This window comes from Devosia riboflavina (assembly GCF_000743575.1).
In the GTDB taxonomy this organism is placed as follows: Bacteria; Pseudomonadota; Alphaproteobacteria; order Rhizobiales; family Devosiaceae; genus Devosia; species Devosia riboflavina.
The window spans coordinates 12,501-26,217 of record NZ_JQGC01000011.1; the positions used below are offsets into that span (position 1 = coordinate 12,501).

General features: G+C 64.0%; 12 protein-coding genes. 6 read left to right on the plus strand and 6 right to left on the minus strand.

The window, feature by feature from the left end; all coding sequences use genetic code 11:
- Window positions 1-51 precede the first annotated feature (51 nt).
- The 3 genes from JP75_RS12765 (at window position 52) to JP75_RS12775 (ending at window position 3,965) form a co-directional block, all read left to right on the plus strand.
- Window positions 52-534 (plus strand): RidA family protein, encoded by a 483-nt coding sequence (locus JP75_RS12765; protein WP_035083542.1) that lies wholly within the window; start codon window positions 52-54, stop codon window positions 532-534.
- Window positions 535-615: 81 nt separating this feature from the next.
- Window positions 616-2,427: a DNA mismatch repair endonuclease MutL gene (gene mutL / locus JP75_RS12770; protein ID WP_035083544.1), complete on the plus strand. Its 1,812-nt coding sequence runs from the start codon at window positions 616-618 to the stop codon at window positions 2,425-2,427.
- The gene (locus JP75_RS12775) at window positions 2,424-3,965 is read left to right on the plus strand and encodes a VOC family protein (protein WP_035083546.1); all 1,542 of its coding nucleotides are present in this window, start codon (window positions 2,424-2,426) and stop codon (window positions 3,963-3,965) included. The genes mutL and JP75_RS12775 overlap by 4 nt, the downstream gene beginning before the upstream one ends.
- A 9-nt stretch (window positions 3,966-3,974) precedes the next feature.
- Here JP75_RS12775 and JP75_RS12780 read toward each other — a convergent pair whose 3' ends face one another.
- Complete coding sequence (locus tag JP75_RS12780; protein WP_035083548.1) at window positions 3,975-4,745, minus strand: alpha/beta hydrolase; 771 nt, start codon at window positions 4,743-4,745, stop codon at window positions 3,975-3,977.
- A 176-nt stretch (window positions 4,746-4,921) separates the two neighbouring features.
- On the opposite strand from JP75_RS12780, the gene JP75_RS12785 reads away from it, so the two are divergent.
- Entirely contained in the window at window positions 4,922-5,389 is a 468-nt protein-coding gene (locus JP75_RS12785) for a MarR family winged helix-turn-helix transcriptional regulator (RefSeq protein WP_035083550.1), read from the plus strand.
- On the opposite strand, the gene JP75_RS12790 is transcribed toward JP75_RS12785, so the two are convergent.
- Complete coding sequence (locus JP75_RS12790; RefSeq protein ID WP_035083553.1) at window positions 5,386-6,456, minus strand: citrate synthase/methylcitrate synthase; 1,071 nt, start codon at window positions 6,454-6,456, stop codon at window positions 5,386-5,388. The genes JP75_RS12785 and JP75_RS12790 overlap by 4 nt on opposite strands.
- An 84-nt stretch (window positions 6,457-6,540) precedes the next feature.
- On the opposite strand from JP75_RS12790, the gene JP75_RS12795 reads away from it, so the two are divergent.
- A complete protein-coding gene (locus JP75_RS12795) occupies window positions 6,541-7,671 on the plus strand; it encodes a citrate synthase (RefSeq protein WP_035083556.1) in 1,131 nt (376 codons plus the stop codon).
- A 116-nt stretch (window positions 7,672-7,787) separates the two neighbouring features.
- Here the strand turns inward: JP75_RS12795 and edd are convergent, their stop codons facing one another.
- From edd to JP75_RS25305, 4 genes are all read right to left on the minus strand, one after another.
- On the minus strand, window positions 7,788-9,602 hold the full coding sequence (gene edd, locus JP75_RS12800; RefSeq protein WP_035083559.1) for a phosphogluconate dehydratase: 1,815 nt from the start codon (window positions 9,600-9,602) through the stop codon (window positions 7,788-7,790).
- 122 nt (window positions 9,603-9,724) lie between these two features.
- Window positions 9,725-10,420 carry a 6-phosphogluconolactonase gene (gene pgl / locus JP75_RS12805; RefSeq protein WP_035083562.1) on the minus strand — a complete coding sequence of 232 codons (696 nt, stop codon included), beginning with the start codon at window positions 10,418-10,420 and terminating at the stop codon, window positions 9,725-9,727.
- Window positions 10,417-11,901: a glucose-6-phosphate dehydrogenase gene (gene zwf, locus JP75_RS12810; RefSeq protein WP_035083565.1), complete on the minus strand. Its 1,485-nt coding sequence runs from the start codon at window positions 11,899-11,901 to the stop codon at window positions 10,417-10,419. The genes pgl and zwf overlap by 4 nt, the downstream gene beginning before the upstream one ends.
- Before the next feature lie 12 nt (window positions 11,902-11,913).
- Entirely contained in the window at window positions 11,914-12,855 is a 942-nt protein-coding gene (locus JP75_RS25305; RefSeq protein WP_051960671.1) for a glucosamine kinase nucleotide-binding domain-containing protein, read from the minus strand.
- A 266-nt stretch (window positions 12,856-13,121) separates the two neighbouring features.
- On the opposite strand from JP75_RS25305, the gene cobU reads away from it, so the two are divergent.
- A complete protein-coding gene (cobU, locus tag JP75_RS12820) occupies window positions 13,122-13,643 on the plus strand; it encodes a bifunctional adenosylcobinamide kinase/adenosylcobinamide-phosphate guanylyltransferase (protein WP_035083567.1) in 522 nt (173 codons plus the stop codon).
- Window positions 13,644-13,717: the final 74 nt, after the last annotated feature.

Here is a 13,717-nt window from a genome sequence, read left to right on the forward strand (position 1 = left end):
AATCGTGTCGGAAACCGGCGACGCCGCGATCCGCCAAACGACGAGAGCACCATGCCAAACGCCATCACGCGTCTCATCACTGGAGGAACCATCATCATGACCGCAGCATTCGCAGCGCCAGCCAATGCAGCCGAGAACAAGCTGACCATCGTCAACCCGCCCAATCTCGGCGACCCCGCGCCCAATGGCTACAGCACGGCCGTGATCGTGCCGCCCAATGCCCGCATCGCCTACATTTCCGGCCTGGGCGGTCAGGACAGCACCGGCGGCCTCTCGCCCGATTTCGCCACCCAGGTGAAACAGGCCTATGCCAATCTCGGCACCGCGCTTGAAGGGATCGGCGCCCGCCCCGATCAGGTCGCCAAACTCACCGTCTATGTTGTCGATCACGACATGTCCAAGCTCGGCGTTCTAACCCAGAACGTTGTCGAAATGTTCGGCGCCAACCTGCCGGCGCAGACCCTGGTGCCTGTACCGAAGCTCGCCATCGACCCCATGCTGTTCGAGGTCGAAGCCGTGGTCGTCCTCGACTAGGTCGAGCAGTCTGGGCACAAATGCCATTCCGGGTCGGAAAGCGGCGCGCCCTCCCCTATATTGTGGGCAAGGAGAATCGCCTTGCCCATTCGCCAGCTACCCGAAGACCTGATCAACCGCATCGCCGCCGGCGAAGTGGTCGAGCGCCCCGCCAGCGTCGTCAAGGAACTGGTCGAAAATTCCATCGACGCCGGCGCGCGCCGCATCACCATCGCTACGGCCAATGGCGGCATGGATCTCATTCGCATCACCGATGACGGCCACGGCATGGACCGGGACGATCTGATGCTCTCGGTCGAGCGCCACGCCACCTCAAAGCTCAGCGAAGACGATCTCGACGATATCCGCACCCTCGGCTTTCGCGGCGAAGCTCTCGCTTCCATCGGCTCGGTCTCGCGCCTCTCGGTCGCCTCGCGACCCGCCGATGCCGAAACCGGCCTCGCCGTCGTCGTCGACAATGGCCGCCGTACCGGCCCCGTGCCGCAGGCGATGAACCGCGGCACCGTGATCGAGATGCGCGATCTCTTCGCGCAGGTCCCCGCCCGCCGCAAATTCCTAAAGAGCGCCCGCTCGGAAACAGCCGCGATCACGGATGTGGTCAAGCGCCTCGCCATGGCCAACCCGGAAATCCACTTCATCCTCGAAGGCTCGGACCGGATGATGTCGAACTGGCCGGCAATCACCGGCGAAGGCGCGCTCGCTGCCCGCCTCGGCCAGGTCATGGGCGCCGATTTCGTCGAAAACTCAGTCCCCCTCGCCATGGCGCGCCACGGCGTCGTCGTCGCGGGCATGGCTGGCCTCCCCACCTATACCCGCGCCAATTCCCTCAGCCAGTTCTACTTCGTCAACGGCCGCTCGGTGCGCGACAAGGTGCTGGTCGGTGCCATCCGCGCCGCTTATGCGGACTATGTCTTCCGCGATCGTTTCCCCGTCGTCGCCCTCTATATCGCCATCGATCCCGCCGAGGTCGACGTCAACGTCCACCCGGCCAAGGCCGAACTGCGCTTCCAGGATCAGGGCGCCATTCGCGGTGCCGTCATCCGCGCCATCGGCGTCGCCCTCGCCGCTGCCGGCTTCAAGGCCTCTAACAGCGTCGCCGAAGACATTCTCGGCGCCTTCACCGCCCCCGAAATGGCCCCAGCGCCAGAGCCGATCGGCTATACGCCCGCCTTGGCCCCGCCGCGCTCGATAAGCTACGGCTACGCGCCAAGCACAGCCCCGCTCAATCTCGACCGCTCTCCCGGCCGTTTCAGTGGCTTCACCGAGCCCAGCGCCCGCGTCGAAGTTCTGGAAACGCCCGAGATCGTCGACTATCCCCTCGGCACCGCCCGCGCCCAGATGTTCGACAACTACATCATCGCCCAGAGCGACAAGGGCCTGCTGCTGGTCGATCAGCACGCTGCCCATGAGCGTCTGGTCTACGAGCGCTTCAAGGCCCAGCTCGCCTCCGGCCCGGTCGCGAGCCAAGCCCAGCTCATCCCGATCATTGTCGAGCTGCCCGAGGAAGACTGCACCCTCCTTGAAGAGGCGGCGCCGGAACTCGAAAAATTCGGTCTCTATCTCGACCGCTTCGGCCCCCGCGCCGTCGCCGTGCGCGAAACCCCCGCAATCCTTGGCAATAGCGACGTCCACGGCCTCGTCCGCGATCTCGCCGATGGGCTCGCCGAATGGGAAAGTGCCGCCGCGCTGACCGACCGCATGGAGGCCATTATCGGCCGCATGGCCTGCCACGGCTCCGTCCGCTCCGGAAGGCGCCTGCGCGTCGACGAAATGAACGCCCTCCTCCGCGACATGGAATCGACCCCCCATTCCGGCCAGTGCATCCACGGCCGCCCCACCTATGTGGAATTGAAAAAGGGCGACATCGAGCGTCTTTTCGGGAGAAGCCGATGACCTCCGGCATCCACCACGTCACCCTCATCACCGGCGACGTGCAGGCCAATGTCGATTTCTATGTCGGCTTCCTCGGCCTGCGCCTCGTCAAGCGCACCGGCGGCTATGAAGACGCGCGCCAGCTTCATCTCTTCTATGGCGACTACGCCGCCAGCCCCGGCTCGCTCATCACCTTCCTCGTCTGGCAAGGCGGCTCATCGGGCCAGGCCGGCGCCGGCCAGGTCAGCGAACTCTCGCTCGCCATTCCCCAGGGCTCGATCGGCTACTGGCTCGAACGCGCCCTGACCCATCAGGTCAAGGTCGAGGGTACCGCCCAAGAATTCGGCGAAACCGTCCTCCGCCTCCGCGATCCCGATGGCGTGGTCCTGAAACTCGTCAGCGCCAACCTGCCCGCGCTGACCATGCCCGAAACCGACATTCCCGCTGAACACGCCATCCGGCGCATTCGCGGCGTTACCCTGCTCTCGGAAGTGCAGGAAGAAACCACCGCCTTCCTCACCCGCAATTTCGGCTTCCGCGCTGGCCCCGTCGAAGGCCCAATCCAGCGCCTCGTTTCCGACGTCGGCGACGTCCTCGACATCCGCGATGCCGCCGGCTTCTGGCCCGGCGTGCCCGGCACGGGCACGGCCGACCACGTCGCCGTCCGTGCCGCAAATGAAGCCGAGGTGGAAGCCGTCGAGCGCGAATTGCGAAAACTCAATTCGAGCCTGACCAATCTCCACGACCGCCAATATTTCACCTCGCTCTATGTGCGCGAACCCGGCAATGTTCTTATCGAGATGGCGAGCGACGGCCCCGGTTTCACCCTCGACGAGGCGGTGGAAAAGCTCGGCCACACCCTGTTCATGCCGCCCGATACGCCCGATCCCAAGGCCGTCAAGGTCATGCTGCCCCAGTTTGGCCTCCCCGGCGAAGAGCGCGTCGTCTATCGCGACCTCATCTACAAGCACCGCTTCTTCACGCCCGAAAGCCCCGACGGCACGACCATCGCCCTCCTCCACGGCACCGGCGGCAATGAAACCGACCTGATGCCGCTGGCCCACCGCGCCGCGCCAAACGCGACGCTCCTCGGCATGCGCGGCCGCAGCACCGAGAGCGGTGTGCAGCGCTGGTTCCGCAGTTTTGGCCCTTCGATCTTCGACCAAAAGGATATCCGCTTCGAATCCGGCGCCCTCGAAGCCTTCTTCGGCGAGATCGGCACCGCCTATCGCCCGGACCCGGAAAAGCTCGTCGCCCTCGGCTATTCCAACGGCGCCAATCTCCTCGCCGCCGCCATGCTCCTGCATCCCGGCTTCGTCCGCCGTGCCGTCCTGCTGCGCCCTGCCATGGTGCTCGACGAAGTGCCGCAAACCGACCTTTCCGGCACCAGCGTCCTCATCCTCCTGGGCGAAACCGACGCCTTCCGCAAGCAAGGCGAGGTTCTGGCCGACGCCCTCCGCAGCCGCGGCGCCGAGGTTTCGGTTGAAGTGCTCAATGCCGGTCACGGCCTCGGAGAAGGCGATGCGCCGACCATAGCTGCGTGGCTGGCCAGCGCATAGGTCAAAAGGTCAGGCGTTCCGCCCGGCCCATTCGATGGCATAGTCCGCCACCTCTTCCCAACCCGGTTCGTTGGCGAGGTAGTGCGAACGACCTGCGAACTCATGGAAATCGGTCCGAGCCTTCGAGCCCTTCTGGCGATTATAGGCCTGCCGGGCCAGGTTCGGCGTCACCGTCCTGTCCTTTTCGCCCACGACGATCAAGAGCGGCTGGGTGCGTTTCTTCGGGCTCACCCAGGTGCCGATATTGAGCGCGGCCTGGTAGAAGATGCGGCCGGGCGAGGGCACGACATATTGGCCATATTCCGCCTCGCGCTGTGGTGCGGGAGCGGTATTGGCAAAGCCCTTGTCAAAGGCGGCGCGGGTCAAAACGAAGGGCTTGTTCCAGCCATTCCAGCGCAGCACCACCGGCAGGGCCGCCATCAGCGGCACCGGTCCGGGAATAAGCCCGCCAATCGGAGCAGGGTCCAGCGCCACGCCAGCCGTGCCGAGGCCGCGATCGAGCAGGATCTGCGCAATCAGCCCTCCGAAAGAATGCCCAAGGATCAGCGGCTTTTCCGGCAAGGCCCGGATGATCGCCTCATAATGGTCGGCGATGGCACCCACGCTCAGCGCACCGAATTTCGGATCGGGATTGCGATTGAGCTCTTCAACCGGGCGGTCCATCAGCGGCCATGTCGGCGCGATGACGGTATAGCCGGCGGCTTCAAACCGGCTCTTGAAGCGATCCCAGCTTGCCGGAACCTGCCAGGCACCATGGATCAGAACAACTGTCTTGGTCATTTCAGTCTCCCATTGCTTGGTGCACGGCCCTTGGCCCCTCAGCACCGTCGATGGCAATTACATCGCATGCGATTAGATCGTATTAAAGTGCAAAATTTGCATGGCTGACGTGAAATTCGCCTCTTGCGATTCCATCGCATACGACTATATCAGCTTTTTTGACGTGGAGACGGATTATGAGCGTGAACAGTCTCAGCCCGGAAGAAATCGCCGAGCAGATGACGCTCGACCACATGATCTGCTTTGCTGCCTATTCGGCCAGCCAAGCCATGAACCGCTTCTATCGTCCCATTCTCGATGAAATGGGCCTCACCTATCCGCAGTTCATCGTCATGATGGTGCTGTGGGAGGAAGGCCAGACGACCATGAAGGCGCTCTCGGATCGGTTGATCCTCGAATCCAACACGCTGACGCCGTTGGTGAAAAAGCTCGAAGCCGCCGGTCTCGTCACCCGCGCCCGCAACAGGCAAGACGAACGCCTGCTCGACATCGCCGCAACCGAAAAGGGCATGGCGCTAAAGCGTCGCGGCTGCATGGCCCCGGTGGAACTGGCCGCCGCGACCGGCGAGACGCTGGAGGGTGTCATCGAACTCCAGCAGCGCCTCGCCAATCTGCGCAACAAGTTGAACGCGAAGGCGGGCTAAGCCGCCTTGGGCCCCACATAGCGCGATTGCGGGCGGATGAGCCGCCCGTTCGCCACCTGCTCATGGGCATGGGCGAGCCAACCGCCGACGCGGCCCGCGGCAAAGACGCCGGTAAAGGCATCGCGCGGAAAACCGAGCGCTTCGAGCAGCAATGCGGTGAAAAACTCGACATTGGTGTCGAGCGCCCGATCCGGCTTTTTGAGCCGCAGCAGCGCCAGGGCTTCGCGCTCCACCACTTCGGCCAGTTTCACCCGATCCGCATCCATGTCGCCCGCCGCACCCAGCCGCGTCAGCGCACCCTTCAGCGCATCCGCCCGCGGGTCGCGCACGCGATAGATGCGGTGTCCAAAGCCCATCAACCGTTCCCCGCGCGCCAGTTCGCCCGTGAGCCAGGAATTCGCCCGCTCCGGCGTGCCCACCGCATCGAGCATATCGAGCACCGGCCCCGGCGCCCCGCCATGCAGCGGTCCCTTCAGCGCGCCCAGCGCTGCCAAAACCGCCGAGGTGTATCCCGCCCGCGTCGACGCCACGACGCGCGCCGCAAAAGTCGAAGCGTTGAGCCCATGGTCGCTCACCGTCACGAGATAGATATCGAGCGCCTCAACCTCCGCCTTGCTCGGCGCCTTGCCCTTGAGCATGGCCAGCATATCGGCAGCATGGCCCAGCGCCGGATCGGGCGCAATCGCCGCCTGCCCCGCCTTGCGCCGCGCCAATGCTGGCACGAACACGGCCGGCGCCGCCACCAGCAACAGCGCCGTATCGGCATCCTCGCCATCCGGGAGCCGCGCCATCAGCGCCCGCAGCCCTTCGGTGATTGAGAGCGCCAGAATGGCCTCGTCGAGCCAGGCAACCTCGGCAAAGGCCCGCAGCCGCGCCATGCCCAGCCGCGTCTTGAGCGCCGCGCCGCGTGGCAGCACCTCGCCTGCGAGAAGCGCCAGAACCTCCTCATAGGATTTGGAGCCGGCCAGTTCGTCGAGCCGGTATCCGCAGATCACCAGCCGCCCATTGGCGCCGTCGACTTCGGACAGCATGGTTTCCGCGGCAATGACATCATCCAGTCCAGACATGTTGCGTCTCCTTCGTCTTTACCGCTAGATTGGCCACATCAAGATTGACGTCAATCTTGATGCAATTGATCAATGTGAGACGCCATGAGCTGGATATCCGCGGAAGCTGCCCTAGCCCTTCTCGGCACCAAGCCGCAGACGCTCTATGCCAATGTCAGCCGCGGCCGCATCGCCGCGCGCCCCGACCCGGAAGACCCCCGCCGCAGCCTCTATCGGCAAGACGATGTCGAGCGCCTCGCCGCCCGCCAGAAGGGCCGCCGCCCGGCGACGACAGTGGCAGCCGAAAGCATCGCCTGGGGCGAACCGGTTCTCTCCACCGCCATTTCCACCGTCGCCAATGGTCATTTCTACATCCGCGGCCAGGACGCAGCGGAGCTGGCTAAAACGGCGACACTTGAAGACATGGCCATGCTGCTCTGGAACACATCGGCCCCAGCCGATTTCGGCACCATGACGACCACAGGCGCCGATACCGGCCTCATCGCGGCCTATCGGCAGGTGGCCGAACTCGCCGCCACCCAGATGCCGCCCTCCGGCCGCGCCCGCAGCGTCCTCATCAAGGACTCTACCCTGGTCGTGTCGCTGGTCGCGTCAGCCATCACGGGGGCAAGAACCGGCCCCGTCCACGAGCGGCTCGCCGCGCATTGGCAACGCCCCGAAGCAGCCAACGCCCTGCGCTGCGCCCTCGTCCTCCTCGCCGAACACGAACTGAATGCCTCGACCTTCGCCGCTCGCGTCACCGCCTCAACCGGCGCCCCGCTCGCAGCAGCCGTGCTCGCGGGCCTTGCCGCGCTATCCGGTCCGCTCCATGGCACAGCCAGCCTCAGCATCGGCGCGCTGGTACGCGATGCGAAGCGTTACGGCGTCGAAACAGCTATTTCGGGTCTATTGCGCCAGGGCCGCCCCCTGCCCTGTTTCGGACACCGGCTCTATCCCGACCACGACGTGCGCGCGCCGGCCCTGATGGCGACGTTCACCGTCCCGGCGCTTTTTGCGGAATTGGCTGAAACCGGCGAAAAACTCAGCGGCGAAAAGCCCAATATCGACTTCGCGCTCTCTGCCCTTGTCGCCGCGCATGACCTGCCCGACGACGCGCCCTTGCAGATTTTCGCCCTCGCCCGCTGCGTCGGCTGGCTGGCGCATGCGCTTGAGCAGATCGAAACGGGCGCGCTGATCAGGCCACGGGCGCGGTATGTGGGAGAGTTGCCGGCCTAGCAACTGCCCACCCCCCTATCGTCATTGCCGGGCCTGTCCCGGCAATCCATCTCGCCACGAGCAATGGACCACCGGGACAAGCCCGGTGGTGACGACGGTGAGGAGCGTTGAGGCAGTTAGTTAAAAACGCTCGCCCCGCGATCCGCAACGCCCACGAGGCTCCTGAACCCGGCAAAGAGTTCGCGGCCCATGCCATGGTGCGACGGACGCAGATCTTCCGTGGCTGGCGTGCGCGAGAAGAATTCCTTCTCGTCGCCGAGGAAGGTCAGCGTGCCTTCATTGGCATCGAGCCGGATCATGTCGCCATCGCGGATCTTGCTGATCGGACCGCCATCATTGGCTTCCGGCGTCATATGGATCGCCGCCGGAACCTTGCCCGAAGCGCCCGACATGCGGCCGTCCGTAAGCAGCGCCACCTTGAAGCCGCGATCCTGCATGATGCCGAGCGAGGGCGTCAGCTTGTGCAGTTCCGGCATGCCGATGGCCTTGGGGCCGGAGAAGCGCACCACCGCGATGAAATCGCCGGTCAATTCGCCCGCCTTGAACGCCGCCTGCAACCCATCCTGGCTATGGAACACGCGCGCCGGCGCCTCCACCACCCGGTGCTCGGGCTTCACTGCCGAAACCTTTATGACCGACCGGCCGAGATTGCCCGTCAGCAGCTTCAACCCACCCGTCGTCTGGAACGGCGCCTTGGTGCTGGTCAGCACCTTGGGCAGCGCGCTTTCGGCCGGCGCCGGCTCGAAGGCCAGCTTGTCTTCGATCAGCTTGGCCTCAACCGTGTAATTATGAAGCCCATGCCCCCAGACGGTCTTCACATCGTCGTGGAGATAGCCATCGTCGAGCAGTTCGCGCATGAGGAAACCCATGCCGCCCGCCGCGTGGAAATGGTTCACATCGGCCACACCATTGGGATAGACGCGCGCCAGAAGCGGGGTCGCGTCCGAAAGATCGCTCATATCGTCCCAAGTCACCTGCAGGCCGGCAGCAGCGGCCATGGCGATCAGGTGCATGGTGTGATTGGTCGAGCCGCCCGTGGCGTGCAGGCCCACAAGCCCGTTCACGAAAGCCTTCTCGTCCATGATGTGGCCGATGGGCGTATAGTCATTGCCCTGCGCCGTCAGCGAGAGCGCGCGCTTGGTCGCTTCGCGGGTCAGGGCATCGCGCAGCGGCGTGCCGGGATTGACGAAGCTGGCGCCCGGCAGGTGCAGGCCCATGATTTCCATGAGCATCTGGTTGGAATTGGCCGTGCCGTAGAAGGTGCAGGTACCAGCCGAATGATAGGACTTGCTCTCGGCTTCAAGCAGTTCCGCGCGACCCACCTTGCCTTCGGCATAGAGTTGGCGAACCTTGCTCTTTTCGTCATTGGGCAGGCCCGAAGGCATCGGCCCTGCCGGAATGAACACCGCCGGAAGATGGCCAAAGCTCAGCGCACCGATGACGAGGCCGGGCACGATCTTGTCGCAAATCCCCAGAAACACCGCCGCGTCGAACATATTGTGCGACAGCGCAATAGCCGTCGCCATGGCGATCACATCGCGGGAGAACAGGGAAAGGTCCATGCCCGGCATGCCCTGGGTCACGCCATCGCACATAGCCGGCACGCCGCCCGCCACCTGGGCCGTCGCGCCGATTTCGCGCGCCGCTTCCTTGATGATGTCGGGATAGAATTGATACGGCTGATGGGCGCTCAGCATATCGTTATAGCTGGTGACGATGCCCAGATTGAGCGTCTTGTTGCCGGCCAAAGCCGCCTTTTCGGACGGCGTACAGGCGGCAAAGCCGTGGGCGAGATTGCCGCAGGAGAGGGTCGATCGATAGACGCCGGCCTCGCGGGCGGCATCAAGGCGGTTGAGATAGTCGCGGCGCGTGTCGCGGCTGCGGGCCGCAATGCGGTCGGTCACGTCCTGGATAGCCTGGCGGACGGTCATGGTTCTACGCTCCTATAGGGCAAGGACGCGCCAAAGGGGGGCCGCTGGCACGGTATTCCTTGCATCGATGACTGGTAGCGTTCAACGGCCGGAGCGGTCGATTGGGGACCGCTCCAGGGGTTTTACGGGCACCAGTAAATAGCTAGCGGCGCATTCGAGCGCAGCACGGCGCGAATGGGCATGTCGTCCACCGGACCATCGCCCAGCGCCTTGTCCAGCACCGCGGCCTTTTCGTCGCCTTCGATGTGGAGATAGAGGCCGTCGGTTTCGAGCAGACGCGGCAGCGTAAAGGTGATGCGCGGCTCGCCGGCGCCCGGGGCATGGATGGCGAGGGTCGGCCCCGGCGCCTTCAGCGCCTCATCGAGCGTATCGCCACCGGGGAAGAACGAGGCCGTGTGCCCGTCATTGCCCATGCCCAGGATCACCGCCGCAAAAGGCTTTGGCAGCGTTGAGACCAGCGCATTGGTCTTGGCCACCTGTTCCGCATTCGGTTCATCGCCGCCCGAATAGAGCGGGAAGAAGCGCGCCACGGCGGCCGGGCCTTGCAGCATCTTTTCATTGACCAGCAGCGCATTGGAGCGGTCGCTGGTTTCGTCGACCCAGCGCTCGTCGACAAGCGTGACAACGACCTTGGTCCAGTCGATATCCCGCATCTTGCCGAGCGCCGCAAAAAACTTGCCAGGCGTCGAACCGCCGCTCACCGCGATCGCCGCCTCGCCGCGTTCCGCAATGGCATTGCGGATGCGGTCGGCAATAGCCTCGGCCAATTCCTTGGCGAGGGTCGGCTTATCGGCAAAGCTGCGGCGATCGATGCTCACGAGAGGGGCCCCTCATACCAGGAGCGACCATCGCGCTCGATCAGGGCCACGGCGCCGCTCGGCCCCCAGGTGCCTGCAGTATAGCTCTGCGGCGGTTCGCTCGAACGGTCCCAGGCTTCGCGGATCGGATCGACCCAAGCCCATGCCGCTTCCAGCTCGTCGCGGCGCATGAACAGAGTCTGCTGGCCGCGGATCACGTCCATCAGCAGGCGTTCATAGGCTTCCGGCGTGCGCTCGGAGAAAGTCTCGGCAAAGGAGAGGTTGAGCGGCACTTCGCGCAGGCGCATGCCGCCCGGACCCGGGTCCTTGATCATCATCATGAGCTTGACGCCCTCATTGGGCTGCAGGCGCATGATCAGCTTGTTGGGGCGCGGCGCGCCTTCGGCATGGTCGAAGATCGAGTGCGGAATGGGCTTGAACTGGATGCAGATTTCCGAGACGCGCTCGGCCATGCGCTTGCCGGTGCGCAGGTAGAACGGCACGCCGGCCCAGCGCCAGTTGTCGATATTGGCCTTCATGGCCACAAAGGTCTCGGTGCGGCTGCCCTTCTTGTCCTCGGGCAGCTCGTCCTGATAGCCGGCCACCGAAACGGTTTCCGATTTCACGCCGCGATACTGGCCGCGCACCGTGTTCTTGGCCACTTCGCCATTGGTGATCGGACGCAAAGCGCGCAAAACCTTGAGCTTTTCGTCGCGCAGCGCGTTGGCTTCGTCCGATGCCGGCGGTTCCATGGCCACAAGGCAGAGGAGCTGCAGCATGTGGTTCTGGATCATGTCGCGCAGCGCGCCGGATTCGTCATAGTAGCCACGCGTACCGGCACCGACGCTTTCGGCCACGGTCAATTGCACGTGGTCGATATGGGCCGAGTTCCAGACGGGCTCGAAGAGCGTATTGGCAAAGCGCAGGGCGAGCAGATTCTGCACCGTCTCTTTGCCGAGATAATGGTCGATGCGATAGACCTGATCTTCCTGGAAGATCTTCGAGACGCCGTCATTGATCTCCTTGGACGATTCCAGATCGTGTCCAAGCGGCTTCTCGATCACGACGCGCGCGTCGCGGCGATAGAGTTTTTTGGAATGGAGATATTCGGCGATGGGCTCGAAGAGATCGGGGGCCACGGCGAGGTAGAAGGCGCGCACCACCTTGGGATCGTCGCGCAAGGCCGCGCCGAGATCGCCCGATTCATCGGGCTTGCTGGCATCAACCGGCACATAGGTGAATATCCCGATGAAGCGGTCGATCACCGCCTGATCCTGATATTCCTTCTCGACGAACTGTTCGATCGCCTCGCGCGCGGTCTTGCGGAAATCGGCTTCGCTGAGCTTGGAGCGCGAAGCGCCGATGATGCGGCTATTCTCGTCGAACTGGCCGTCCTTGAAGCGGTGATAGAGCGCGGGAATAAGCTTGCGCTTGGTCAGGTCGCCGGTGGCGCCGAACACCACATAGTCGAAAGGCTGGACAGGAATGATACGGCTGGACACTGGGCGTAGTCCCTAGTTTGAGGCGAAGTTTTGCTTGGCGAGGATGACAGCGCCATGCAGGGGTTCGAATTGCGGCAGCGCAACGAAATCACCGTAGCGCTCGGTCAACCGCGGAAAGAGCCGCTGGCCGAGACCGCCGACAATGGCCATCACCTCGGCGCCATGGCTTTTGAACCAGCGCACATAGGTGTCGATATAGCCCATCTGCACGTCGAGCAGTTTTAGGGCCACCGGGTCGTTCTGTTCGAGATAGTCGAACCAGAGCGGCATAAGCTTGCCATATTCGCCCGGCGCCCGGCCGATCAGCGCATCGTCGCACCCTTCGGTGCCGTCGTCGCTGAGCAGTTTCAGATCCATGGCCGTCGCAAAGGACCAGGTCATGATGCCCTGGTTGTCGCCACCGAGCGCTGCCGCCACCGCCTTGGTCAGCGGCGAGCTCTCGGCAAGGCCGTCTTCGGCCTCGACCGTGTAGCGCGCCAGTTCGCGACCGAGGATCGCGCCCGACATCTGGTCGCCGATATGAAAACCCCAGCCGCCAGCCTGATAGCGCGTCCCATTGACGATCGACATGGCCGCCGAACCGGTGCCGATGATGACAACGCCACCCTCACCGCCACCCAGGGCGCCGGCATGGGCAATGTCGATATCGTCGTAGACTTTCACGCCCGCAAAGGGCCAGGGCCGCGCAGCAAATTCGGCGCGCGCCGTATCCATGCGGCCGCCCGCCATGCCGAAGCAGGCATAGGTATTGGCGGTCTCAGCATAATCGACACCGGCAGCCTTGAACACGTCACGCGTGCCGTCACTGATCGCCTTATAGGCGGGATCGCCGGCATCGATCTGCAAGTTGGAACGGCCGTTTTTCACTTCGGCCAGCGTCACCAGATTCTCGTCGGCCAAACGTACGCGGCAATTGGTGCCACCGCCGTCGACGCCAAGATAATATCGGGGCACGCAGTCTCTCCATAAGGGGGATGGGCTCAGCACATCGTCGGGATGGACATTGCCCTACCCGACGCAGAGCCACACCCTAAGGTGTCATTTCGGCGCGGACCATAATGCGAAAGACGCTAAGACGAAAGTAGCATATCGGACAAAAACGACCAGCCAAGAGCAGGTTTCGCATAGCTGCTTTCCGCCCCAGTGCAATCGATATGGGAACGCCTGACCCCTCAACCGGGTTTTACGAGGCTTGCAGCACTCGCCAAGGAGCAAATCCCATGCGCCACACACTGGTTCTGGGCGGCGCCCGATCGGGCAAGACGGCCTTTGCCGAACGCCTGGCGTTGCGCACCGGCAGGCACCCGCTCTATCTTGCGACCGCGGAAGCCCTCGACCCGGAAATGCGCGACCGTGTCGCTGGAGACGCCGCACGCTTTGCCACCCGCGAGGAGCCGACGCAGCTTTCCCATGCGATCCTCGAGGAAGGCCGGGAAAGCGACGTGATTCTGGTCGATTCCATCACCCTCTGGATCACCAATCTGCTCCTGACCGGCAAGGACGTGTCGCAGGCCGTCGGCGAGCTCTGCGCCACGCTTGTCGAATTCCAGACCACAAAGGTCATCCTCGTCACCCATGAAGTCGGCCTCGGCATCGTGCCCGAAAACGCCATGGCCCGCACGTTTCGCGATCTCGCGGGATCAACCCACCAGCGCCTCGCCGAGGTCTGCGACGATGTCTATTTCGTCGCTGCAGGGCTGCCATTCACCCTGAAGGGCGCCCCGCCCATGGCCGATGCCTGAGAGAAGAGCCTGTGCAATCAAGGGCTTGCCCGGGCCAGGCGCAGATACGAATGCTTCTGAAAATCACTCGCAAA